Source organism: Gluconobacter sp. P5E10, from assembly GCF_018812145.1.
GTDB lineage: Bacteria > Pseudomonadota > Alphaproteobacteria > Acetobacterales > Acetobacteraceae > Gluconobacter > Gluconobacter cerinus.
In genome coordinates this window covers 279,602-304,074 of record NZ_JACRVZ010000001.1, presented here as the reverse complement: position 1 = coordinate 304,074, position 24,473 = coordinate 279,602, and the positions used below count along the sequence as shown (strand labels likewise).

General features: G+C 58.3%; 25 protein-coding genes. 14 read left to right on the top strand and 11 right to left on the bottom strand.

The window, feature by feature from the left end; translation table 11 throughout:
• Positions 1-14: 14 nt before the first annotated feature.
• Genes KP707_RS01300 through KP707_RS01290 form a run of 3 tightly spaced genes read right to left on the bottom strand, consistent with a single transcriptional unit; the run spans position 15 to position 3,358 of the window.
• Positions 15-1,055 (bottom strand): WD40 repeat domain-containing protein, encoded by a 1,041-nt coding sequence (locus tag KP707_RS01300; RefSeq protein WP_211495938.1) that lies wholly within the window; start codon positions 1,053-1,055, stop codon positions 15-17.
• On the bottom strand, positions 1,052-2,038 hold the full coding sequence (locus KP707_RS01295) for a GTP-binding protein (protein WP_211501915.1): 987 nt from the start codon (positions 2,036-2,038) through the stop codon (positions 1,052-1,054). Before KP707_RS01295 ends, KP707_RS01300 begins: the two co-directional genes overlap by 4 nt.
• Before the next feature lie 21 nt (positions 2,039-2,059).
• A complete protein-coding gene (locus tag KP707_RS01290) occupies positions 2,060-3,358 on the bottom strand; it encodes an O-antigen ligase (RefSeq protein ID WP_249210268.1) in 1,299 nt (432 codons plus the stop codon).
• A gap of 59 nt (positions 3,359-3,417) precedes the next feature.
• Between KP707_RS01290 and KP707_RS01285 the strand changes: the two genes are divergently transcribed.
• A complete protein-coding gene (locus KP707_RS01285) occupies positions 3,418-4,416 on the top strand; it encodes an aldo/keto reductase (protein WP_211501914.1) in 999 nt (332 codons plus the stop codon).
• Here KP707_RS01285 and KP707_RS01280 read toward each other — a convergent pair.
• Positions 4,391-5,470, bottom strand: coding sequence for a glycosyltransferase family 4 protein (locus tag KP707_RS01280; protein ID WP_211502224.1), 1,080 nt, complete (start codon positions 5,468-5,470; stop codon positions 4,391-4,393). The genes KP707_RS01285 and KP707_RS01280 overlap by 26 nt on opposite strands.
• A gap of 99 nt (positions 5,471-5,569) precedes the next feature.
• Entirely contained in the window at positions 5,570-5,719 is a 150-nt protein-coding gene (locus tag KP707_RS01275) for a hypothetical protein (protein ID WP_232309094.1), read from the bottom strand.
• 249 nt (positions 5,720-5,968) lie between these two features.
• Between KP707_RS01275 and mtnA the strand changes: the two genes are divergently transcribed.
• Together mtnA and KP707_RS01265 are read left to right on the top strand one after the other, a co-directional pair.
• Positions 5,969-7,066 (top strand): S-methyl-5-thioribose-1-phosphate isomerase, encoded by a 1,098-nt coding sequence (mtnA, locus tag KP707_RS01270; protein ID WP_211501913.1) that lies wholly within the window; start codon positions 5,969-5,971, stop codon positions 7,064-7,066.
• Between the two features lie 273 nt (positions 7,067-7,339).
• Positions 7,340-8,260, top strand: a complete 921-nt coding sequence (locus tag KP707_RS01265; protein ID WP_086634000.1) for a DUF2272 domain-containing protein — start codon at positions 7,340-7,342, stop codon at positions 8,258-8,260.
• Here the strand turns inward: KP707_RS01265 and KP707_RS01260 are convergent.
• Positions 8,236-8,628: a rhodanese-like domain-containing protein gene (locus tag KP707_RS01260; RefSeq protein ID WP_174694771.1), complete on the bottom strand. Its 393-nt coding sequence runs from the start codon at positions 8,626-8,628 to the stop codon at positions 8,236-8,238. The two genes, KP707_RS01265 and KP707_RS01260, sit on opposite strands and share 25 nt — an antisense overlap.
• Before the next feature lie 58 nt (positions 8,629-8,686).
• On the opposite strand from KP707_RS01260, the gene KP707_RS01255 reads away from it, so the two are divergent.
• The 4 genes from KP707_RS01255 (at position 8,687) to aroE (ending at position 13,093) form a co-directional block, all read left to right on the top strand.
• On the top strand, positions 8,687-9,730 hold the full coding sequence (locus KP707_RS01255; RefSeq protein WP_086634001.1) for a cysteine synthase A: 1,044 nt from the start codon (positions 8,687-8,689) through the stop codon (positions 9,728-9,730).
• Between the two features lie 60 nt (positions 9,731-9,790).
• Positions 9,791-10,516, top strand: a complete 726-nt coding sequence (locus KP707_RS01250; RefSeq protein ID WP_046900890.1) for a response regulator — start codon at positions 9,791-9,793, stop codon at positions 10,514-10,516.
• A gap of 2 nt (positions 10,517-10,518) precedes the next feature.
• A complete protein-coding gene (locus KP707_RS01245) occupies positions 10,519-12,117 on the top strand; it encodes an ATP-binding protein (protein ID WP_211501912.1) in 1,599 nt (532 codons plus the stop codon).
• A gap of 115 nt (positions 12,118-12,232) precedes the next feature.
• A complete protein-coding gene (gene aroE, locus KP707_RS01240; protein ID WP_211501911.1) occupies positions 12,233-13,093 on the top strand; it encodes a shikimate dehydrogenase in 861 nt (286 codons plus the stop codon).
• Between the two features lie 50 nt (positions 13,094-13,143).
• Here the strand turns inward: aroE and KP707_RS01235 are convergent, their stop codons facing one another.
• The 5 genes from KP707_RS01235 to KP707_RS01215 all read right to left on the bottom strand — a co-directional run bounded on the left by KP707_RS01235 (position 13,144) and on the right by KP707_RS01215 (position 17,409).
• Complete coding sequence (locus tag KP707_RS01235) at positions 13,144-14,064, bottom strand: ABC transporter permease (protein ID WP_211501910.1); 921 nt, start codon at positions 14,062-14,064, stop codon at positions 13,144-13,146.
• A complete protein-coding gene (locus tag KP707_RS01230; RefSeq protein ID WP_211501909.1) occupies positions 14,061-14,936 on the bottom strand; it encodes an ABC transporter ATP-binding protein in 876 nt (291 codons plus the stop codon). The genes KP707_RS01235 and KP707_RS01230 overlap by 4 nt, the downstream gene beginning before the upstream one ends.
• A complete protein-coding gene (locus KP707_RS01225; RefSeq protein WP_080951414.1) occupies positions 14,933-15,292 on the bottom strand; it encodes a GntR family transcriptional regulator in 360 nt (119 codons plus the stop codon). Before KP707_RS01225 ends, KP707_RS01230 begins: the two co-directional genes overlap by 4 nt.
• A 230-nt stretch (positions 15,293-15,522) precedes the next feature.
• Complete coding sequence (locus KP707_RS01220; protein ID WP_211501908.1) at positions 15,523-15,705, bottom strand: hypothetical protein; 183 nt, start codon at positions 15,703-15,705, stop codon at positions 15,523-15,525.
• Between the two features lie 363 nt (positions 15,706-16,068).
• A complete protein-coding gene (locus tag KP707_RS01215) occupies positions 16,069-17,409 on the bottom strand; it encodes an RsmB/NOP family class I SAM-dependent RNA methyltransferase (protein ID WP_046900016.1) in 1,341 nt (446 codons plus the stop codon).
• 21 nt (positions 17,410-17,430) lie between these two features.
• Here KP707_RS01215 and KP707_RS01210 point away from each other — a divergent pair, with 21 nt between their 5' ends.
• From KP707_RS01210 to KP707_RS01180, 7 genes are all read left to right on the top strand, one after another.
• On the top strand, positions 17,431-18,165 hold the full coding sequence (locus KP707_RS01210; protein WP_099210766.1) for a YggS family pyridoxal phosphate-dependent enzyme: 735 nt from the start codon (positions 17,431-17,433) through the stop codon (positions 18,163-18,165).
• Between the two features lie 99 nt (positions 18,166-18,264).
• Positions 18,265-20,292: a potassium transporter Kup gene (locus KP707_RS01205; RefSeq protein ID WP_064273768.1), complete on the top strand. Its 2,028-nt coding sequence runs from the start codon at positions 18,265-18,267 to the stop codon at positions 20,290-20,292.
• A complete protein-coding gene (gene hemW / locus KP707_RS01200) occupies positions 20,289-21,440 on the top strand; it encodes a radical SAM family heme chaperone HemW (RefSeq protein WP_211497702.1) in 1,152 nt (383 codons plus the stop codon). Before KP707_RS01205 ends, hemW begins: the two co-directional genes overlap by 4 nt.
• 35 nt (positions 21,441-21,475) lie before the next feature.
• The gene (locus KP707_RS01195; protein ID WP_211501907.1) at positions 21,476-22,558 is read left to right on the top strand and encodes a nucleoside hydrolase; all 1,083 of its coding nucleotides are present in this window, start codon (positions 21,476-21,478) and stop codon (positions 22,556-22,558) included.
• A 28-nt stretch (positions 22,559-22,586) separates the two neighbouring features.
• Complete coding sequence (locus KP707_RS01190) at positions 22,587-23,006, top strand: DUF1489 family protein (RefSeq protein WP_046900021.1); 420 nt, start codon at positions 22,587-22,589, stop codon at positions 23,004-23,006.
• 108 nt (positions 23,007-23,114) lie between these two features.
• On the top strand, positions 23,115-24,047 hold the full coding sequence (locus KP707_RS01185; protein WP_211501906.1) for a VOC family protein: 933 nt from the start codon (positions 23,115-23,117) through the stop codon (positions 24,045-24,047).
• The gene (locus tag KP707_RS01180) at positions 24,044-24,469 is read left to right on the top strand and encodes a hypothetical protein (protein ID WP_211501905.1); all 426 of its coding nucleotides are present in this window, start codon (positions 24,044-24,046) and stop codon (positions 24,467-24,469) included. The genes KP707_RS01185 and KP707_RS01180 overlap by 4 nt, the downstream gene beginning before the upstream one ends.
• Positions 24,470-24,473 lie beyond the last annotated feature (4 nt).

Below are 24,473 nucleotides of genomic sequence, written 5' to 3'. Positions count from 1 at the left end.
GTCTGAAGCGACGCTCAGCTTGCAGCAGACAAGTCCACAACACCAACCGTTCCATCTTCCGTTCCGAAGATGATAGCCCCGCCCTGCGGGGTAAAGGACACGGACGTCACCTTGCCACGGGCAGCTTTCTGGCCTGAGCAGAGAGGCAACACACGCTGGTCCCCGCCCCCGATCTCAGCCAGAAGAACAGTCCCGTCTTCGTAGCCGGCCGCAATGATGTCTTCCTTGGGGTTCGGACACACAGCGCTGACAAACAGCCCCGGAAGACGGGCCAGTTCGGACGGGGCCTTGCCCATCGGGCCGCCACCGAAGAACGGCCACAGCACAATGGCATCCGCCCCGGCCGTCGCCAGCCAACGACCATTGCGCGTAAACGCCATGGACCGCACCTGCTTCGGATAGCCGCTCATGCGCATGTTGTGCCCATCGGCCAGACGCCAGCCATGCAGATCATTTTCCTGCATGGACGTCACAAGAGCTTCCCCACCCGGATGAATGGCAATGCCAATATGGCTGCCTTTCCATTCGAACGGGCGCACCGTATCGACCTTGGCCTGCACGAACCAGACAGACGCACCGTTGTAATGCGAGGCCGCAACGCGCTTGCCCTTGGCATCAAAAACAATGCCCGTCACAGATGATGGATGATCCAGCTTCTTGAGCGTTGTCGTGCCTTCAGCCGCCCGGACTTCAAGCTCCCGGCCAGCCGAGAACGCGAAATGCGTGGTGGATGACGCAATGCAATCGACCCAACGGCGCCCTTCGCTCAGAACCTCTGTCCGACCGTCGGCATAGGTGCGGACAAGTTTTCCGTCCTCACCACCCGTCAGAAATGCATCCGGCAGGCTGTCCTGTGACAGACACAACGCCCCCTCGTGAACCGAGAGAACCGTCCAGGCGCCAAGCGTATTCATCTTGTCGCGTGGAATGAGAATGATCTCACCGTCTGCGGTGGCCGCAGCCAGCGTCTTGCCATCACGCGATGACACGACACCGATGATCGGGCTTTCAAAGCGACGTTCTGCGCCGCGATCTTCAATGATTTCCCGTGTCATTCCGCGATGCAGCTTTCAAAGCCGCGACGAAGCTGCGGACGGTTCAGATTACGGCCAATGAAAACCAGACGGGAGTCCCGGCTTTCTCCCTCACGGTAGGGGCCGATGAAATCACCATCTGCCATCATATGCACGGCCTGAAACGCAAAGCGCTGATCTTCACCCTTGAAGTGCAGGATGCCTTTGGAGCGCAGGATATCACCACCCTGTTCCTGCAGGAGCGCGCCAATCCAGGCCTGGAAACGGCGCTGGTCAATCAGCTCCTTCACAGAGAGGGAAATGCTGACGATGCCCTCTTCATGGGAGTGATGATCGTTTTCCAGAAAGTCCGGCATCGTGGACAGGGCACGCTGAAGATCAAAGCCACCCCGATCCAGAATGTCCGTCAGCTTCACGCCGCCATGCTGGGCTTCGTGAATTTCAGCCACGGCATTGATCTGGCGAATGCGGGCAACGATTTCCTTGCGGCGCTCTTCATCGGCAAGGTCGGTCTTGTTCAGAACGATCACATCCGCAAATGCGAGCTGGCTGGCGGCCTCCGGGCTTTCTTCCAGCGTCTGCATGATGTTGAAGGCATCAACAACTGTCACGACAGCATCAAGACGGGCCTTCTCGCGGATGTTCTCATCTACAAAAAACGTCTGTGCGACAGGCGCCGGGTCGGCAAGGCCTGTTGTCTCAACGATGATCCCGTCAAAACGACCACGACGGCGCAGCAGGCCGCCGAGAATGCGGATCAGATCGCCACGCACGGTGCAGCAGATGCAGCCGTTGTTCATTTCGAACACTTCCTCGTCGGCATCCACCACGAGGTCGTTATCCACGCCAAGCTCACCGAACTCATTGACGACCACGGCATATTTGCGGCCGTGCTCAGCAGTCAGGATATGGTTAAGCAGGGTGGTTTTACCGGCGCCAAGAAAGCCGGTCAGAACAGTAACGGGAACGGTTCCGGCGCGTGCCGGATCACTGGTGCTGGACATGGGGGTGCCTCCGTAATTTGCTTACGATATAGGCCCGCGCGCCGTGTCTTGAAAGCCGTTGCGATAGGCCAACCCCAGACCGAGCATCAGAAATCCCCATCCACCCAACGGCAGATTCATGAAATCCGAAGAGGACGCGATGGGCCATTCCTGAATGAAGACCGCAGCAAAAAGACCGATTGCAATGGCTGAACCCTGCCGTCCCGGCCAGAGCGCCTTGAGCCAGCAGGCCACCATCAGCACAAACAGGATCAGGCCCGGAATGCCGGCATTTACCAGAGCCTGAAGATAATGATTGTGCGGATGCTGAACACAGAGATCGCGCCAGCCTTTTTCTGGCGTTGCCATGGAAAGCCACGACAGACCGTGGAACGTCGCCGGGTCATCACAGTGATGGCGATAGGCGTCATAGCCCTGCCCCAGCAAAGGATGTTCCTGCGCCAACACCACAGCATGCGTGTAAATCTCGCCGTAAGGAGACTGGCTGAAATGCGTCAACTGCTGGCGGGCAAGCACAACGAGATGTGAGAAGCTACCGGGCGACAGCGCACTTGCTGCAAAGATCAGAAGCGGCATCATTGCCGTCGCAACAAGCGCTGCCGGGCGCATCGGCCGATACAGAAGCGCGCAGATGCCAATTCCGAACAGCGAAAGCGCGAACGGCATTCTCTGCCCCGCGAGGACCATGACGGCCACAGCAAGAACCGTCGCGGCGCAGAGCCCCAGAGTGCGGGACCAACGACTTTTCCAACCCTCGATCAACGTACAACCAAGCATCAGCATCGGCAGAATAAGGCGTGACAATGGGGCAGCGGCACGGGGATGCGTGTAGGGGCCTGTGAGAGTGCCATCATGGAAGCGCGGCACGCCGAACAGATTTCGTCCGAACGCCGCCTGAACCATAATCTGGAATGCAATGTAGAGCCCGCATCCACACGTGACCCAGAGCGCTCTTCTGCGCCAGACGTCATCGCGTAATAGCCAGCAGCCCAGCGCTGCGGCAGCCAGCGGAAAGCGGATGGCTGCCAGAGACTGGCCCAGTGCCCCATGCCCGGGCGAGACCCAGACTGTGCACAAAACCTGCCAGCCCCACCAACAAAAGGTCGCGATGACCCAGGGCTCTCTTGCCCAGTCCCATTGCCGCGTTCGTGCCGACTGCACCAACAGTAGAACGGCAAGAATATCGAGGTCTGCTTCCGCCAGCCCCCTAAGATGCGTGAGTGTCAGCGGCAGCAGAACAGCAAGCCACTGGCCGAGGCGGGTCAGGGAAAAAGAAGACAGGCGCATGGACATTGTGGATGGCGGGTTTCGACTTTCCATGCAACCACCTCCATCCGAATGCGCTTTTTTGAAACAGTCCCTTTCTTATGGAGACAGGCATGTCCTCAGACACCATTCTCATTCCCGGCATCGACACTCCGGTTTCCCGCGTAGCTCTCGGCACCTGGGCCATTGGCGGCTGGATGTGGGGCGGGCCGGACGATGAAAACGGCGTTCGCACCATCCATGCAGCTCTCGATGACGGCATCAATTTCATCGACACGGCACCCGTCTATGGCTTCGGGCACTCAGAAGAAGTTGTTGGCCGCGCACTGGCCGAAAAGCCCAACAAGGCTTTCGTCGCGACAAAGCTGGGCCTGAACTGGACGGATGATAAACCCGAAGACCGCAAGGTTTTCCGTGACTCCCGCCCTGCCCGCATCCGCAAGGAAGTGGAAGACTCCCTGCGCCGTCTGCGGGTCGAGACGATTGATCTCGAACAGATCCATTGGCCCGATGACAAGACGCCCATCGATGAAAGCGCACGCGAGCTGCAGAAACTTCATCAGGAAGGCAAGATCCGGGCGCTCGGCGTTAGCAACTTCTCGCCGGAGCAGATGGATATTTTTCGCGAAGTTGCCCCACTCGCAACAATTCAGCCCCCGCTGAACCTGTTCGAACGCACCTGCGAAAAAGATATTCTCCCATACGCCAAGAAGAATAACGCCGTGGTGCTCGCTTACGGCGCGCTCTGCCGCGGACTGCTTTCCGGCAAGATGAACAAGGACACGAGCTTCCCAAAAGATGACCTGCGTTCAGGTGATCCGAAGTTCCAGAAGCCGAAATTCGAGAGCTATCTCACCGCAGTCGAAGACTTCAAGGAGCTAGCCGCCAAGCGCGACAAGTCCGTTCTCGCCTTCGCTGTACGCTGGGTTCTGGATCAGGGGCCAGTTATCGCACTTTGGGGCGCACGCAAGCCTGAACAGGTCTCCGGCGTGAAGGATGTATTCGGCTGGTCTCTGACCGACGAGGAAAAGAAGGCCGTAGACGAAATTCTGGCACGTCACGTCCCGGATGCGATTGACCCGACCTTCATGGGGCCGCCGAACCGCGACTGAAAGCAATGGCTGCCTGACGCAACGCGACAAGGCGCGCGCGGGCAGCCTCCAGACTGAACAGAGCGGCCCGTTCGCGGCCCTTACGGCCCAGCTCCGCTCTGAGTGCTGGGTTATCCATCAGTTGACCCAGCGCCGCCTCTAGCGCTCCGGTAGCATCCGGAGCCGCTAGCAGGGCCGCGTCCCCGACTACATCCGGCAGCGCGCCAAGTGGCGAGACGATCACAGCCGCCCCGCACGCCATGGCTTCCAGCGCCGTCATGCCAAATGGCTCCGGCCAGCGGCTTGGCACAACAACAATAGCCGCTTCCGTCATGGCTTCCAGAACATCCGGATGAGACCGATAGCCCGTCATCAGAACATCAGCCTGTGCCGCCTGAGGCCGCAGCCGAGTCAAAAACGGAGTTTCCGGTGAATCCGGGCCAAATCTGTCAGCGCCCATAATGACAGCTGTCCAGTCCGGATACTGATGCCGAAGACTTGCCCAGGCTGAGACAAAAGCATCTACCCCCTTGTCTGCAACGACCCGTCCCGCGAACAGAACCTGTTTTTTCCGCGGGCGCTCAGCTGGCAATACGGACAGATCCACACAGTTCGGCTGAATTTCGACGCGTGGCGATGTATCGCTGCCTTCTGCAAAACACGTCGCAACCCATCGGGACACAGCGCACACCAGCACCCTCGCGGCGAGCCGAGATCTTTCTTTCGCAGTTTTGGCGCCCCTCATGGAGCGCGGATCATTGTGCAGAATCAGACGGACGGGAGCGACACGGGACAGCGCCATGGCGAGATCCGGCCTGTTATGAACCTCGATCAGATCAGGCCGGAAGTGTCGGGCTGCGCGAACGCAGGACAGCGCATAGTTCAGGCGTTGAGGAAGTGGCCATATGCCACGCTTCAGAGGAACAAATTTGCCGCCCGACAATGGCACGCCGGAGACAGCTCTGCCCATAACCCGATCATCACAAAGGGCCACGCGGCTGACGAGCAGGGAAATCGCGCCAGCGTGGCCCTCAGCATAAAGTTCACGCGGCGGCAGAACCGTCAGTACACGCAGAGACACTGCTCAGCCCTTTTCCAGATCCGGCCCGACAAACAAGGGGCCGAGCGAGGATGAGGCTTAACAGCCTGAGACAGAAGAGTGAAAGAGGCCTGCTCAGGAAGAGATCTGGCGCTTTTCCTGTTCAAGCTTCTGGCGGCGCACCACCTTACGATTCTCCCGTAGCAAACGGTATTTTTCCAGCGCCGTCATGTTGGCAGACCTGTTTTTCGTGGAAAGACGTGGCTGAGCGTCAGACGAGCGCACGGCTGTATTTCCGGAGTTCACGAGAGAGGCCATTATCTTTCCCTACAGCTAGAAAGAGAATCCAGACACGAAACGTAATACAATTCATACTACCGGTTTCTGAACACTCGCAAGGCAATATCCGCCCAACGCGCAATACGGCCCGGGGGTTTCCACTCTTGAGTTCGCGGAGTGTATCGCGCACATGCGCTATAAGACGTCTTTTCTGTTCCGCGCCCTGAATGCCGGAGCGTCTCCCAGGAGCATCCAATGAAGATCAATGGCATTGCCTATCGCAGCATCTGGCGCCCGTCTGACGACGCCAAAAGCATCCGCATTTTCGATCAGACCCGCTTTCCTTGGGAAGTGGAGATGCTTGAACTCCGCGACGTCGACGCTGTCGCGCATGCAATCCGCAGCATGCAGGTTCGCGGTGCTCCGCTGATTGGTGCCGTTGCGGCCTATGGTCTGGTTTTTGCCCTGCAGAACGACGCATCCGATGCTGCGCTGGAAAAAGCGGCTGCTGATCTGATCGAGACACGCCCGACCGCCATCAATCTGCGCTGGGCGATTGAACGCATGGTGACGCGTCTGCGCGCGCTCACGCCAGCAGCGCGCGTTGAAGCCGGATATGTGGAAGCCGATGCGATCTGTGATGAAGACGTGCAGGTCAATGAAGCCATCGGCCGCCATGGACTGGACCTGATCCGCGAAATCTGGGAGCGCAAGGGTAAGACAGGCCGCGTCAATCTTCTCACGCACTGCAATGCCGGCTGGATTGCCACAGTAGACTGGGGAACAGCACTGGCCCCCATTTACATGGCGCACAACGAAGGCATCCCGGTGCATGTCTGGGTGGATGAAACCCGCCCCCGCAATCAGGGTAGCCTACTCACAGCCTGGGAACTCGGCAGCCATGGTGTCGCACATACCGTCATCGCGGATAACGCCGGCGGCCACTACATGCAGGCTGGCGATGTGGACATGGTCATTGTCGGCACCGACCGCGTGACCGCGCAGGGCGATGTGGCCAACAAGATTGGCACCTACCTCAAGGCGCTCGCAGCCAAAGACAACAACATCCCGTTCTGGGTGGCACTCCCGTCGTCCACGATCGACTGGCGTGTTCGGGACGGCGTGAAGGAAATCCCGATTGAAGAGCGTAGCCAGAACGAAGTCCTGTTCATGACGGGTCTGACGGATAACGGCGCTCCGGGACGCGTGCGCATTGCACCGGATAACAGCCCGGCCGCCAACCCGGCATTCGACGTCACACCTGCCCGTCTGGTTACGGGCCTGATTACGGAACGCGGCCGCTGTGATGCTTCGGAAGAAGGACTAAAGGGGCTGTTCCCTGACGGGCACTAAACCCACGCCCTAACAGTCCTGTGAGGATAGGCCCCTGCCAGCAGCAGGGGCCTGACTTGCCTTCAAAATGAGGGTGTACGCTTCTGTCGATGCACCCGGGTTTGCACTCCGTCAGAGTTTCCTCATTAGGGTGCGCCTGATTAGTCTGCCCGGCTAAAACTCTCCGCAAAATAACGGCATCGGTTGCGAGCAGTCACGCCATGCTCTGCCCCAACTCTTGACGCCCCATCGCACTTGCCGTTCAAGATGCAGGTTCATCGAGCCAGCATGAGGATGATTGTGTCAGACTCGCATATTTTCTGGCGAACAGCTGCTACGGCCGCCCTGTTCGCACTGACCGGCTGCGCCAGTCAGAACAGTGTCCGTCCGTATCCGGCCCAGACTCCCAACGCACAGTATGCGAACGGCACAACAGGTCCGGTGGGCTACAACAGCCACGTTCCGGACTTTGCGACCCGTAATTTCGAGCCGTTCAACCGTCAGGACGTCGCAGCCATTGCCCTGCGTGAATGGCGGATGTTCGGTGCCCCCGTGTCAGATGATGACCCGGAAGACCGGCCGGAACCCACCGATCCTGCCCTGAAACCGGAACGCATTCCCGGATTGTGGCAGCGCATTGGTGAATACTGGTGGATTGGCCAGGACCCGTATGAAACGGAAGCTGGCTGGACGGGCAAAACCGATGCGAACGGCACACGTTTCGAAGCCGTGCATGACGGGCGCTACGCCTGGTCCGCAGCATTCATTTCTTACGTCATGCGTGTCGCCGGCGCGAATGACCGCTTCCCGTACTCGCCTAACCACGCGACCTATATCAACGCGGCCGCCAGTGGGCAGTCCAGCGGTGTCAGCGCGCATGATCCGGGAAGCTACACTCCGAAGATCGGCGATCTGATCTGCGTAGGCCGTGGCCGTAGCAAGACCGTGACATTCTCGATGCTGCCTACGTCTTACGGTTTCCCGGCCCATTGCGGCATCGTCGCGGCCGTCAATCAGAATGACCAGCCTTTCGGTCATGAGCTGAGCATCGTTGGCGGCAATGTGGACGACGCCGTGTCCCTGACACATGTTCCCACAGATGCGAACGGCCGGATCGCTGATGGTTCAGGCCACAGCTACGACAGCCGCTATCCGTGGTGCGTCGTCCTTGAAGTCCGTTATGACGCCGATCAGGAACCTGACAGCGGCATGTGAACGAATGGCAGTCCCCCGGCGCGCCAGCCCGTGCCGGGGCCATGCTTGTCTTCGAAGCCGTCAACAATATTGCTTACATCCGCATATCCGGCATGTTCAGCCAGAAGCGCTGCATTATGGGAGCGCATCCCCGACCGGCACAGAAACAGGACGCGGCTGTTCTGATCAGGCACGGCATTCAGCAGCCCTTCCAGAAACATCTGTTCCAGACCCGGCTGCCACGTCAGACACACAACGGGCCTTGGCAGGGCAGAAGAATCGGGCAGACCAATCTCCGCCCATTCCACAGGTGTCCGCACATCGACGAGGATGCTGTCGGCTTCATTTGCAAGCACGTCCCATGCCTGCTTTGCTGTCAGTACCTTCATGGCCTTCCTCATCCCTACAAAACGCGGTCTATAATTCCGTTAGCACAGGAGTGAACGTATGACTGACATCACCAGCCCACACCAGTCCGTTTCGGCAGGGTGGCAGAGCACCTCCTCCAGCATGACGGCCGCCATTGGCGGAACGCCGCTCATCCGTCTGAAGCGCGCCTCCGAAGAAACCGGCTGTGACATCTACGGCAAGGCAGAGTTCATGAACCCCGGCGGGTCTGTCAAAGACCGTGCGGCACTTGCCATCATCGAAGATGCTTTCCGCACTGGCGCTCTCAAACCCGGCGGAACCGTTGTCGAAGGAACAGCTGGCAATACTGGCATCGGACTGACGCTGGTGGCGCAGGCCATGGGCTGCAAGGCGATCATCGTCGTGCCGGAAACCCAGAGCCGCGAAAAGCTCGACTTTCTACGCATGATCGGCGCAGACCTGCGACTGGTCCCCGCCAAGCCCTTCCGTGACCCCGGTAACTACGTTCATGTGTCGCGTCGTCTGGCTGAAGAAACCGGTGCTTTCTGGGCTAACCAGTTCGACAATACTGCCAACCGCGAAGGCCATCGCACTACGACAGCCGTCGAAATCTGGAACCAGACGGGCGGAAAGATTGATGCCTTCACCTGCGCCTGCGGCACCGGCGGCACTCTGGCAGGCATCGGAATGGGCCTGCGGGAACAGGCTGCGGCAGCCGGCAAGACAGCCCCAAAAATCGTTCTGGCTGATCCGGAAGGTTCCGCACTTTATGGCTGGGTGAAATCCAACGATCTGACCATCAGCGGCGGTTCCATCACGGAAGGCATTGGCCAAGGACGTGTCACAGCCAACCTTGAGGGCTGCGCACCTGATGATGCAGAGCGAATTGCAGACCCGGAAGCGCTGGAGCAGATCTTTGCCCTGACCGCAGAAGAAGGCCTGTCCGTAGGTGGTTCGTCAGGCATCAATGTTGCAGCAGCTATCCGAACTGCAAGGAAGCTTGGTCCTGGACATACGATTGTTACAATCCTGTGCGATGGAGGGGCAAGGTATCAGTCCAAGCTGTTCAACCCTGAGTTCCTTCGTGCGAAAAACCTCCCGGTTCCCTCCTGGCTGGCGTAAGCACGAAAGTGGCGCGGCGGACCTGAACCGCGCCACAAGCCGATGGAAGGTAACATCATCATGGGTACAGAAACCCTTCCCCATCTTCTGGTCGTCGATGATGACCGTGAAATCCGGGAGCTTCTGAGCAAGTTCCTCGAACGGAACCACTTTCGCGTCACGGCTGCGCGCGATGGTCGTGAAGCCCGAAAAGCCTGGGCCAATGGTCATTACCAGCTTGTGGTTCTGGACCTGATGCTTCCGGGCGAAAGCGGCCTTGAAGTCGCACGCTGGCTGCGCACCCAGGATAATGTCCCCATCATTATGCTGACGGCCATGAGCGATGAAACCGACCGGATTATCGGGCTGGAGTTTGGTGCCGATGATTACGTCGCCAAGCCGTTCAATCCCCGCGAACTCCTAGCCCGCATTCGCGCTGTTCTGCGCCGGACGGTTGATGCCTCCGAAAAGCGCCAAGCCACAGATACCCGCAAGATCATGTTTGCCGGCTGGTGCCTCGACCCGGTCCGCCGCCGTCTGCTCAACCCGGATGGAGCAGAAATCTCCCTGACGGGTGGCGAATATGACCTTCTGATCGCGCTGCTGGAACGCGCCAACCGCGTTTTGACCCGGGACATGCTGCTTGAGCTGCTTCGCGGCCGTCAGGCTGGACCGTTTGACCGCGCCATTGACGTCGCCATCAGCCGCCTGCGTCGCAAGCTGGAAGATGACGGCCGGAATGCACAGGTCATCAAGACCGTGCGTGGTGGTGGTTATGTTCTTGCAGCAGAAGTCGAACGCGTCTGACCGTGCGCTTTTTTCCCAGTTCCCTTGTCGCCCGCACCAGCCTGCTCCTGATTGTTGGGCTGGGCGTTATTGAACTTGCGGGACTGGGGATCCACGCGCTTGACCGCCTTGATCTGGCTGAACGCAGCCAGATGCATGACTATCAGATCCAGGTCTTTTCCATTTACCGCACGATTGCGGAAACAAAGGCGGAAGACCGGAAAAACGCCATAGACGACCTGCACATCCCGTCGAACACAACAGTTCTGCTGCTTCGGACACCGGATCAGGAAATCCATAGCCACAAAATCCCGCTCCCCTTTTTCGCATCTGGGGGGCTCTCTCAGGGGCGGTTTCATGCACCGCCGCCAGGCTTCGGTCCGGGCGGGGCTCCGTTTGGTCCAGGAGGGATGATTGAGCCGGGCCTTCCGGGAGCAGCCCCGCCGGGTGAAGAACATCCATCTGGCGCTCCGGAACACGGCCCTTTCCCTGACGAACGGAACTTTGACCGCCCTCATGAAGGCGGCCCCGAAGGATGGTACGGGCCGGGACTGGGTGGCCGCGAAGGATATCGGGAAATCCCACCTTTCATGCGCGGATCATTCCTGCCTTCATCCCTTTATCCACTTGAAGTCTGGGCCGGGCAGGAACTTCGTACACATTCCACGTCAATGCTGTTGCCGGATGGTCAGTGCTGGCTTGTCATCCGTTACGTCATGCCCTTGCCCAACCCTTTCGAAGCGCCGACATTCATCATTGCGTTCCTGATGATGTCCCTTTTCGGAGGCGCCTTGATCCTCTGGGCGACGCGTCGTCTGATCGCCCCCGTCACGACACTGGCCACCGCTGCCGAGGCGCTTGGCCGGGACGTGAACAGCTCAACGGTTCTTCCGGAAAACGGCCCATCAGAGATCCGTCGCGCTGCTATCGCCTTCAACACGATGTCCATGCGGATCCGTCGTTTCGTCTCGGATCGAACGCTCATGCTCACGGCCATTGGGCACGATCTGCGCACACCCATCACACGACTGAAGCTGCGCGCCGAATTCATTGACGATGATGAACTCCGCAACAAGATTCTGGCGGATCTTGATGAAATGGAGGCCATGGTGGCCGCCACACTGGCTTTCGGTCGTGACAGCGCCTCTAACGAACAGGTTGTCTTCCTTGATCTGCGCACCCTGCTACAAACCATCATGGATGAAGCAGCCGAGAGCCATCCAGATCAGGCAGACGCGCTTGTCTATGAGTTGCCGATGCAGCCAGTCCGCATTCAGGCACGGTCCGTGGCACTCAAGCGCGCACTGAACAACCTCATTCTCAATTCTCTGAAGTATGGTGGAAGTGCCCATGTCACGCTCATTCCACCGACAAAAAAGAAAGAAAAAGATCGCACTGCCCGCATCATCATCGAGGACAATGGCCCCGGCCTTCCCGAGAGCGAGCTTGAACGGGTTTTCGAACCTTTTGTACGGATCGAAACCAGCCGGAACCGCGAAACAGGCGGCACCGGCCTGGGACTTTCCATCGCCCGGACAATCCTGCGGGCACAGGGCGGCGACGTGCGCCTTCAGAACCGTGGCGAAGGCGGCCTGCGGACGATCATCACACTGGCGGCTTAGCCCCCTCTCCTCATCACTTCTCTGCCATCCATAGCCTGAACCGCTCAAAGGCGGTTCCAATCTGTTCAGCATGTCTTTCTATGTCAGGGACGCCCCAACACAGGAGAGCCAAGGCATGAGTGACCAGAACTTTCGCAGCATTCTGACAGGATCATTTTCGACACCATGCGCAGACAATCCGACTGTCGCCATGATCGAAGCCGCATACATCCATGAAGGGCTGAACGCGCGTTACATCAACTGTGACGTCAAGGCAGACAATCTCGCTGACGCCGTTAAAGGTGCCAAGGCCATGGAATGGGTCGGGTTCAACTGCTCCCTGCCCCATAAGGTCGCGGTTCTGGAGCATCTCGATGCTCTGGATGAGTCAGCAAAACTGATCGGGGCAGTTAATTGCGTCGCTATCAAAGACGGGCGCCTGACGGGCCATAACACGGACGGCAAGGGGTTTCTGGCTTCCTTGAAAGAGATCACAGATCCAGCCGGAAAACGCGTTCTCCTTCTTGGTGCAGGTGGAGCTGCGCGTGCGATTGCCGTTGAACTGGCACTGGCCGGCGTCGCCCATCTCACCGTCGTCAATCGTGACGTCAAGAAAGCCGAGACCATTGCTGCACTCGTGCGTGACAACTCAAGCGCAGATGCCGAAGCTAAGCCTTGGCAGGGCGACGTTTCCGTTCCCGAAGGCACAGATATCATTATCAATGCCACATCCATCGGCCTTGGTGATCCGGAGGCGATTCCTCCTGTGGACATCAAAAGCCTGACCAAAGGGCAGATTGTTGCGGACGTCATTCCCAACCCACCGCAAACACGCTTCCTTCAGGAAGCCCACGCGCAAGGCTGCACAACCCTTGATGGCTTGGGAATGCTGGTCAACCAAGGCCTGATTGGCGTTGAGATCTGGCTGGGCAAAACGCTCGATGGAGACGTTATGGCCCAGACACTGGAAGAAATTTTTGAATCATCCGGAGACTGACCTCCGAGGCCCCTCCGTCTGGCACACAGACGGAGGGTTTTACATTTAGCCTAGATAGGCTCTGCCCGGCGACGCAGCCAGACTGTCAGAACGAGACAGACCGCCGCCAGCAACACACCCCACCAAAGTGAAGGCATCGAAAACAGGGCTAGAAAGTCCAGATGTCCGGTTACGATCTTATCTGTTGGCGTATGCTGTACATCAAACCCATCAGACTGGGTGGCGATGATCTTCATCTGGGCATCGTGGAAGCCGGTCCCAGGAAAATGCAAAAAGCGGTCCCATATGATGGCCGTAATATGGTTCGTACGCAGACCAATGGCTTCCACAATATAGAGACCCGCCAGTCCCCCTAATACCCACACCGCAGGCACCGTTCTGACACTGGCTGAGACCAGGAACAGAACAGCATAAATCGGTAACCACCACAGAGTATTCAGCACGATATAGGCAACATCATAGATTAGCAGATGACCTACACTGGCTTGTTCTGCCAGACCCACCGGAGAAATTCCGTATGCCTGTGCAGTCGCGATAATAAGAACGATCGTCGCCACCCAGCTTAAAAACAGCGACAAAAGAGGGCCGATCGCAAGCACAACACTCGCCTTGGCCGCCACACTCAATCGGTCCGAGACAGGCAGAGACTTCCAGAAAAGCACCGACAGGTCCTTACGTTCATTATAGAACGTACCGAGCGCATAGATGCATCCCACCGTCAGGGCTGCGACATTGGCGATCCCAAACAGCATTTCCGCCGTGATCCTGAACAACAGGGTTGGTGGAACAATTTCTGCCGTCCCTTTTATGACCTTGAGGTGGCTCGTGTGCAGCTTCAAGCAGAGAAGAACCAATGGCAGACAAACCATTACCAAAGGGCCGAATATCAAAAACCGGTTTCCCCAAAGCTCTCGCCTGACAGACCAGACGTATTGCTTCAGCGTCCACGTCATTTTTCCATATCCGCTCATGCCCCTGCCCCTTTCCTGTTCCCGCGGTTCTGTCCCATCAGCACCAGAAACAGATCGGCCAGTCGCGGCTGGCGTGTTTCGCCAAGGGTCGCCAGTTCACTGTGCGGCACACCATCGAAAAGCATGATCGGCTGCCCCATGATGAGCCTTTCACTGATCGGCCCCAGATGTCGGGCAGCGTCCGAGGTCTCCGCTCTGGGTTTCAGTTCCACGAAACGCTGCGCCAGATTTTCCATGCTGTCCTGTAGGGTGATGCGACCATCCCCGATCAGGATCACATCCGTGAGGATATCCTCGATTTCCTCGACCTGATGGGTCGTCACCAGAATGGTGCGGTCATGGTCGAAGTAATCATTAAGAAGCGTGATGTAGAATTCGCGGCGATACAGCAGGTCCAGCCCCAGCGTCGGCTCATCAAGCACCAGCAGCTTGGCATCAATAGCCATGACCAGCGCCAGATGAAGTTGCGCGACCATACCCTTGGACAAGTCCCGCACGCGGGAACGCTTCTGAATGTCTGTCCGGGAGAGAAAGTGCTCCGCCCGGCTCCGGTCAAATCGAGGATGAACGCCTTCGACATAGTTCAGAACCTGCCAGACCTTCATCCAGCGCGGCAGCAAAGCCACATCGGCAATAAAGCAGACATCCTGCATCATCGCTTCGCGCTCACGCCAGGGATCACGCCCCAGAACCCTGAGGGAACCTTCGTAGGGGACAAGGCCCAGAATGGCATTCAGAGCCGTCGTCTTGCCTGCGCCATTCGGCCCGATCAGCCCAACAATCCGGCCTGATGGAATACTGAGGTCAATGCCCAGAACACCTTTGCCGCCGCGATGCACTTTTCGCAGACCCTGTGCTTCAATACAGATCATGCGACATCTCCCTCTTTGAGAAGATCATCCAGGCTGAGACCAAGACGACGGATTGTCCGTAGCGTTTCCGGCCATTGTTCCGTCAGGAATTTCTGACGTTCGCTCTCACCGAGACGCGCCAGCGCACCCTGCGCCACGAACAGTCCAAGACCACGACGCTTCTCGACCAGCCCTTCATCAGAAAGCTGCTGATACGCCTTCATCACGGTCAAAGGATTAACCTGACATTCGGCTGCAACCTGTCGAACCGACGGGATTGCATCACCCTCAGCGACAGCACCATCCAGCATCATGCCGACCACCCTGTCCCGGAGTTGCTGATAGATCGGCTGGCTCTCATTCCACGCACCATCCACAACACACCTCCTCAAATCTCTCTGCCCGGGACTCCATTTCGTACGCCTCATTTCCGTTCTGGTGATTTACATAACTATATCACCAAATCGGAGGCAAGGAGATTTCCACACCGGCCTGCCCGCGAAGTATCCAACTGCAGGTCAGGTCCTTTCAGGTTTGGACAAAAATAAAGCGCCATCTCCCAAGAGATGACGCTCTAAAAAACCTCAGATCCAGCCATGCTGGCAGATCAGAACATGGCGCGATCTGGAATTGTATTTCCGTACGGTGAAATGTTCTCAATCGTCTGAGAAAATTTTTCATTATTTTTAGAAGAATCCGAGAATCCACCACCAGAACATGCAGACATCACCAGAAACAATGGAATAAATGCCAAAGAGAATAATGGTTTTACTGTCTTGTTTTTTGTCATTTTCTCGTCCTCTTCTTGTTTTTTTCGGACCATACTCCTTAAAAAAAATATTAGAATTAGATATTTTGGATCATGAAAACCTATTTATAAAAAAAATTTATGAAGGAATTTGGCGCTACAAAAGCACATATGCGTTGAAATTATTCTGTTTATTTTCATATCTTTAGAGGAAACAAGCGCACTTTGATAAAGACCCAAAAAGCTCTCCATCTACACATTGAGGTGCAATTTCGCGGCAAATACTCGCAGGTTGAGCGGGCAACCTTCGCACGAAAGTATTTTGCATATTATTTCTAAAATATTGGTATTTTCGGAGCGAATGCAAAAAAAAAGCCTGCCTGAAAATCAGGCAGGCTTTACGTCTCAAACGCGGATTAATCTGGCGGCAAAGAAGCCGTCCATTCCGCCCCGATCCCACCAGAGACCGGGATGTGTTCGGAAAAATCCTTCCGGCGTCCGGGCAATCGCCATGTCCGCCAGTTCCTCATCAGTGAACGGCACATGCTTCCAGCCCCCGCGTTCAAGCGCGGCTGCGATGCGATCTGGACCTTCTTCATCCTGAAGAGAGCAGACGGCATACATCAGCATGCCACCGGGCTTCAGCATGTCACGCGCTGCGTCGATGAACGCGTCCTGACCTTCCGCCAATGCCGTGACATCACGCGGGCGTTTGATCCACAGCACATCCGGATGACGGCGGAACGTCCCTGTTGCTGAACACGGTGCATCCAGCAGCACCGCATCAACGGGTGCTTTCGGGCGCCATTTCAAGCCATCTGCAACAATCGTCTCAGCAGTTGCGCGCATCCGGGTGATGTTCTCACGCAGGCGAACTGCGCGGGACTCTTCCTTTTCGATGGCCGTGACATCTGCGCCCGCAGCAGAAAGCTGAGCCGTCTTGCCTCCTGGGGCCGCACAAAGGTCAATCACCGTCTTCCCGGCGACATCCCCCATAAGCTTCACAGGCATGGCAGCAGCCACATCCTGCGCCCAGAACTGCCCCTCTTCAAAGCCTTCCATTGTCGCAATCCGTGTCCCCGCCGGATAACGCACAGTCCCCGTCGGCAGGACATCGCCACCTTCAGGCGCCGTTGCCCCCGGGCGCAGGCTCAGATCCAGCGGCGCCTCACGATGCAGTCCGCGGGAAATGGACCGTGCGCGATGACCCCAGGCGCTCCACAACCACGCCGGAACATCCAGTCTGGCGTCATCGAGCCCTTCCAGAAGATCACGCCCTTCACGCGCCACACGCCGAAGCACAGCATTCGCCAGCCCGGCGAAAGGCGCCAGACCGCGACGACGCAGCAGGTCAACAATCGTGCCTACCGCTGCATGTGGTGGCGTTTCCAGATGCAACAGCTGCGCCACACCCAGAAGCAACGCACACCGAACAGGCTCGGGCGGTTCACGGCGCAGCATCGGCTGAAGAATTTCAGTCATGCTCCCCATGTACCGTAGCGTTGTTGCCGCCAGACGATGCGCAGAAGCACGATCCCGCGGGTCCATCGGCCCGGCACGGTCCAGCGTCGTTTCGAGCATACGGCGATGTTCAACCACACCGCAGACAATGTCGAAGGCAAGATCACGTGTCGGATCCGGACTGGGGCGTCGCTCCTGTCCCGGCTTCGGACGGCGTCCTCCCTGGCGGGACGCGGACGGGTTCTTCGGACGGCCGGAGCCGCGAGGGGGCGTATTCTGTGTCATTATCGGGCGTTGATCTCTCGCATGCTGCCGAAATCGCATCTTGCGGCGCCGGACGCAATGGAGTCTTCTGCCGCAATGTCCGATCAGATTGCAGAAAATCTCTCCGCCATCCGTAGTCGCATCATTCAGGCCTGCGAAACATCAGGCCGCCCTGCCACGGATGTGGGCCTCGTTGCCGTTAGCAAATTTCATCCGCAGGATGCCGTGGAAGCGGCCTTGAAGGCCGGTCAGCGCGTCTTTGGTGAGAACCGCGTTCAGGAAGCAGCCTCCAAATTTCCAGCGCTTCGTGAGACCTGGCCAGATCTGCGCCTGCATATCATCGGTGGCCTCCAGACTAACAAGGCCGTAGATGCCTGCCGCATCGCAGATGTGATCGAGACTCTGGATCGCCCCGCCCTTTCTGATGCGCTGGAAAAGGCTGCAGAGAAGACAGGCCGCCTTCCGGAGTTGCTCATTCAGGTCAACACAGGGAACGAGCCACAGAAGTCTGGCATCCCCCGCGATGAAGCAGACGCGTTCATCAAGGCTTCAATGCTGCGCTTTGGAGCGAAGGTGCGTGGGTTGATGTGTATCCCGCCAGAAGATGAAGACCCCGCTCCGCATTTCCACTTCCTGACACAGCTTGCACAGCGCCACGGACTCCCCGTGGTGTCCATGGGCATGTCGGCTGATTTCGAGACAGCCATTGCCGAAGGCGCCACCCTTGTAAGGGTTGGAAGTGCCATTTTTGGTTCCCGTCCCATGACCGGATCCTAACGCGCACCTTGCATCCCTGTAAGAAATCTTGTCATGAGGGGGAATAGACCACGCTTCGACACATCCCTGTGAGGCGATGGTTTCCTGCGATGCCCGTAAATGGAACCACCGATGCCAGAACACGACGGCGATCACGCTTCCCCTCCTTACCCCGGCGCCGGGGTTCCGGTGGACAGCGGCGAAGTCCTTCAGACCATCGAACAGGCGCACAAAGACGGAAACACTTCTGAACTCGGTGACACAGAGGGCGCTGGCGGCCACAAGAAGCCCGGCGGCTTTGGCGCACTTCTGGCTGTTCTGGGTGTCGTGTATGGCGATATCGGAACGAGCCCGCTCTACGCCCTTCAGTCTTCCGTCGGCATTGTAGGTTCTGCCAAACATCCGGCAGCAGCCTGGGAAGTCATGGGACTGGCCAGCCTGACGTTCTGGGCGCTCATGCTGATCGTGACGTTCAAATACGTCATCCTCATCATGCGGGCAGACCACGATGGTGAAGGCGGCATCATTGCCCTGATGTCCCTCGCCCAGCGCGTCTGCAAATCCCAGAAATTCCGATGGCTGTTCGGTCTCGTCGGCATTGCAGGCACCTGTCTTTTCTTCGGCGACAGCATCATTACGCCTGCCGTGTCGGTGCTTTCTGCCGTTGAAGGCATCGAAATCGCCGTCCCCTCTGCCAGCCATGTCATCATCCCGATCGCGATGGTGGTTCTGGTCGCACTCTTTGCGGCGCAGGCCCTCGGAACAGGCAAGATCGGCAAGGCTTTCGGGCCGATCATGGTGCTCTGGTTCACCGTTCTGGCCATTCTCGGTGTCCGCGGGATTCTGCTTTACCCGCACATCCTGCTGGCGCTGTCTCCCACGTTTGCCCTCGAATTCATTGTCCTGCACGGATACCTGTCGTTTATCGCGCTGGGATCTGTCGTGCTGTCCGTGACGGGTGCAGAAGCACTTTATGCTGACATGGGCCATTTTGGCCGGGCCCCGATCCGCAAGGCATGGCTGTTTTTCGTGCTGCCATCCCTCACCCTGAACTATTTCGGCCAGGCGGCTCTGCTGATCCATGATCCGGCAACACTGGCCAACCCGTTCTATCATCTCGGGCCACACTGGGCGCAGATCCCGCTTCTGATCCTTGCCACCTTTGCGACCGTCATTGCATCTCAGGCCGGAATTTCGGGAAGCTTCTCGCTCTGCCGCCAGCTTATTCAGCTCGGCTACCTGCCCCGCACCCGCATTGTGCACACCAATGCCTCAGAAGAAGCACAGATTTACCTACCGTCCCTGAACTGGATCCTCGGTTTCGGCGCACTGGTACTGGTTCTATCCTTCCGGTCCTCCGCTGCACTGGCCGCCGCATACGGCATCGCCGTGACCGGTACGTTCCTGTGCACCTGCGTTCTGGCAATGGTCGTGTTCCGCCGCACCTTCAAGTGGAGTGCTGCTGCCGTCGGCGCCGTGTTCGGACTGTTCTTTGTCGTGGATGCGGTGTTCTTCTCCGCCAACGTCCTGAAGATCCCGGATGGCGGCTGGGTCCCACTCGCCATCGGTATTATCAGCACCATCGTCATGACCACCTGGAAGCGCGGACGTGGCCTGATTGCTGCCAAGCAGCAGGCGGACTCCATGCCCATGGCCTCGTTCCTGGCTCGCCTGCCGCAGTCCCGCACCATCCGCGTGCCGGGCCTGGCTGTCTTCCTGACGGCCAATCCGGACGTGGTCCCCAACTCGCTGCTACATAATCTGAAGCACAACAAGGTCCTGCATGAGCATGTCATGTTCGTGACCGTGCAGAACCTTGATCAGCCGGAAGCCGAGCGCGGGCACCGCACGATCGTTCAGGAACTGGCGCCGAACATCAATCGCGTGATCGTCCGCTACGGCTTCATGGAAATGCCAAACCTGCCGCGTGCGCTCATGGAGCTGAAGGCACTTGGTGTGGCGTTTGATGCCATTCAGGCCTCGTATTTTACATCTCATGAGCTTGTGGTTCGCTCCCGCGTTCCCAAGATGCAGCTCTGGCGGATGTGGCTGTTCCTGCTTCTCCTGCGTAATGCTGCCTCGACCACGGAATTCTTCCGTATCCCGCCTGATCGCGTGGTGGAGTTTGGCGTCCGGATTGCAATTTGACCGAACCTCTTTCTCTCTACATTCACTGGCCATTCTGTCTGGCGAAGTGCCCTTACTGCGACTTCAATTCCCACGTCCGAGATGAAATTCCGCAGAAGCGCTTCGCCGCAGCCTTGCGTCGTGAATTGGCGCATGACGCGGCCCGTCTTGGCCGCCGTCCACTCCGCTCCATTTTCTTCGGTGGCGGCACACCGTCCCTGATGGCTCCGGAAACGGTCGCAGCTCTTATCGAAGATGCGCATCAGCTTTTTGATGCCGAGCCGGATCTGGAAATTACGCTAGAAGCAAATCCGACCAGCGTCGAAGCCGGAAAATTTGCGGCTTTCCGTCAGGCTGGCGTAAACCGCGTCTCGCTCGGCGTGCAAAGCCTTCGCGACGACGCCCTGAAGATGCTCGGTCGGGAACACTCTTCAGGACAGGCCATTCGTGCACTCGAAATTGCACGCACGCTGTTTCCACGCATTTCGTTTGATCTGATCTACGCCCGCCCCGGCCAGAGCGATGCTGATTGGCAAAATGAACTGTCCACCGCGTTGGATTTGGTGGCGGATCATCTGTCGCTTTATCAGCTCACAATTGAGCCCGGCACGAAGTTCGAAGCCCTGCACCGGCGAGGAGAACTGACACTCCCGGATGCCGAAGATGCTGCGCGCCTTTATGACCTCACCGGCGATACGGCCGCAAAGCACGGCCTGCTGCCCTACGAGGTTTCCAACTATGCACGGCCCGGCGCGGAAAGCCGCCACAACCTCACCTACTGGCGCTACGCCGATTATATCGGCATCGGCCCCGGCGCGCATGGTCGCCTGACTTTGGATGGAGAGCTTTACGCAACCCGTCGTCACCGTGCCCCCGAACCCTGGGCGGACCGCGTTGAAAGAACGGGTTCCGGCAGTACGGACGAGACCCTTCTGTCTGCGGAAGAACGTGGCCGGGAAGCGCTTCTGATGGGGCTGCGTTTGTCTGAAGGCATCAATGAAGCCAGATTTGCCGAACGCACGGGTAGACCGATGGAAGATTGCGTCGATCCGTTCATGCTTGAGGCCTGTTTGGAAGAAAACTACCTCACCCGTGACGGCGGAATTCTAAAGGCCACGGGTGAAGGAAGACTTCGTCTTGAAGCATTACTGGCAAGATTGGTCACATGAAGGCATGATCGGGCGTTAATTAACAGGACGAGACCATGCGCCGATCCATTCTCTCTGCCCTCTTTGCTGCCTGCGCTCTGACCGGCATTGCGTCCGCTGCCCCTGTGGCTCCGGGATATTATATTCAGGATAACGACTATCTCGGCCCAGGCGGCTCCGACATCCAGTCCGTCATCCCGCTGCTCAACCGCGAAAACGTCAATCTTCTGGCTTTGACCGTGACGATCGGCGACGACTGGGAGAATGCTGAATCCGCGCATCTCCGTCGCTTCCTGGAAATTGCAAAGCAAACCCAGGTACCCGTAGCGGATGGCGCTACCATGCCACTCGTCAACACCGTCGCGGCAACGAAGCTTCGTGAGAAGCAGTACGGCACCATTCCCTGGAAGGGCGCATGGGGTGGGCTGGGCTCCATTGACCACACTCCAGAGACACAGCCCGCACTCGGAAAGATGGCCGAAGGCACACCACACATGGCCGTCGATCCGCTCCCCGCGGCGATGGTGCTGATCAAGGCCGTTCATGATCACCCGCATCAGGTCACGATTATTGCGGCAGGTCCTTTGACCAACCTCGCCCTTGCCATCCGTCTGGACCCCACCTTTGCCGCTACGGCCAAGCAGCTTGTATTCATGGGTGGCCTGCTGGACTCCAGCATGATGTCCATCACAGGCAATGCGGACTTTGCCTCAGACTTCAACATGATCGGCGATCCGGAAGCAGCCCACATCACACTGACCGCGCCGTGGGCTGCCATCACATGCGTCGGCAATGTCTCGAACGACGTCATGATGACGCATGAACTGATGAACCGCATCGCGGAGAAGAAAACGCCGGTCACCGAGTATCTTCAGAAGTTCTACGGCCCGCTTCCGCTGTGGGATGAACTGACCTCTGCAATTGCTGTAGAGCCAGATCTGGTTACGAAGTCTGTCGATGCCTATATGGACATCAACACGGCACCCGGCATGGATTACGGACATGCGCATGTCTGGCCGGACGCGACTGCACCCAAGGGCATGGGCCTTCGCAAGGTGAAAATCGTCCAGTCCGTGGATACGAAGCGCTTTATCAACGAGTTCGTCGCCCAAGCTCAGAATGCCATGGGAACGCACTGACACCAGACTTTCCGGAAGGGCACCCGACATGCTGAACATCATCAAGCTGGCCGTCGGTTGTCCGACCATCGAAGTGCTGCGTGAGCGCATGCAGCACCCGCGTGTGAACGGTCATGGCGCCGTCCCCACGCGGACAATGCCCAAACGTGCAGCCGAAGTCCTGGACGGCGGCTCTCTTTATCGCGTGATGGACGGTATGATTCTGTGCCGTCAGCCCATCATAGGGCTTGAGGCCTGCCGTCGCCCGGATGGGACGGAAGGAACGCTGATTGTAGTCTCAGACGACATCATCCCCGTTCAGCCCCGCACCATGCGCCCCTTCCAGGGATGGCGATATCTGGATCCAAAAGATGCGCCCCCTGATCTCGGCCAGTCCGCGGGCAGTGATGGGGTTGCTGATCTTCCGCCTCAACTCCGCAGAGAACTGGCGGAACTCGCTTTAATCTGAAAACGCCCCCTCAAAAGGGCCGATATGGAACAATACAGTCATTCAAGCGTTGAGCCTGAACGCTGAGACTGCATTGCAGGCTCTCTCCTGCCCTGAAGGAGATTTTCCTTGCCTCCGTTCCATTCAATTTCCCGCAAAAGACTGCGTCACGCGTCCTTGTTTCTGGCCGGAAGTCTGTGGCTGGGTGCGGCTCCTGCGCTTCAGGCCGCTGATGCACCTGCGACCACCAGTGCACCGTCAAAGGCGCAACTCCTGCCGGGCAAAATTGTCTATGCCCAACTCACAACGCCAGACCTCAAAAGCGCCAAAGCTTTTTACGGTTCGCTTCTGGGGTGGACCTTTCAGGACGTTCCCGTCTCAAAAGGGCAATATGCACAGGCGTTGGTTAACGGAGCGCCAGTCGCAGGACTGGTCGAGCTTCCGCGCATGGCACATCACGGGGACCCGCTTTGGCTCCCGTTCATTTCCGTGTCAGACGTAAAAGCGGCCGCAGAAGCAACGAAAATCTGGGGGGGCCATATTCTCTTCAAACCTCAAATGGTTGAAGGACGAGGCCACGAGACTGTCCTGGCAGATCCGCAGGGTGGCCTGTTCGCCGCACTCCATTCCAGCGCAGGTGACGAGCCGGATGTTGAGACGCCACCCGCTCAGGGAACATGGATCTGGAGCGCCCTACTGACGAACAATCCCTACGCAGCGGCCGGATTTTACCAGAAGCTATTTGGATACACGGTCGAAGCAGTTCAGGACGCCAAGCGTGGCACGGCTTATTTGCTGGAATCCCAATCCTTCGCGCGCGCTACAATTAATCCGCTCCCCGCTCGCCTCCCTGAAGGGGCGCACGCACGCTGGATGAACTTCGTGCAGGTGGACAGTGTGGATGCTGCGGCCAAGAAAGCCGTGATGCTTGGCGGAACAATTCTCGTACAGCCCCATCCAGACCGGCAAAACACCACGATTGCCATTGTCGCCGACCCTGCAGGCGCGGCCTTCGGGCTGATGGAGTGGCATGACCCCAACGCATCGGGGGACGCAAAATGATCAGACGTTTATCTCGCACACTGGCCCTCATGGGCGCCTTTTCCCTCGTCCCGCTTCTGTCAGGCTGCGTCGGTTATGACGGCTACGACGGATATTATGGTGGGGGTGGCTACGGCGGCAGCTACTACAACACTGGCTGGGGCGGCGGTGGCTGGGGCGGCTGGGGACCGGGCTATGCTGTCGGACCGGCCGGAGGCGGCCGCTGGAGAGGTGGATACCGCGGTGGCGGCCGACCTGGGGGTGGCCCACCACCAGGGAGACCCGGAGGAGGCGGTCGTCCGGGCGGAGGCTTCTCTGGTGGTGGTGGCCGCCCCGGCGGCGGTGGCTTCCATGGCGGAGGCCCGGGCGGCGGAGGAGGCCCTGGAGGGGGTGGACATGGTGGTGGCGGTCACGGTGGCCCCGGTGGTGGTGGACGCCACTGACACC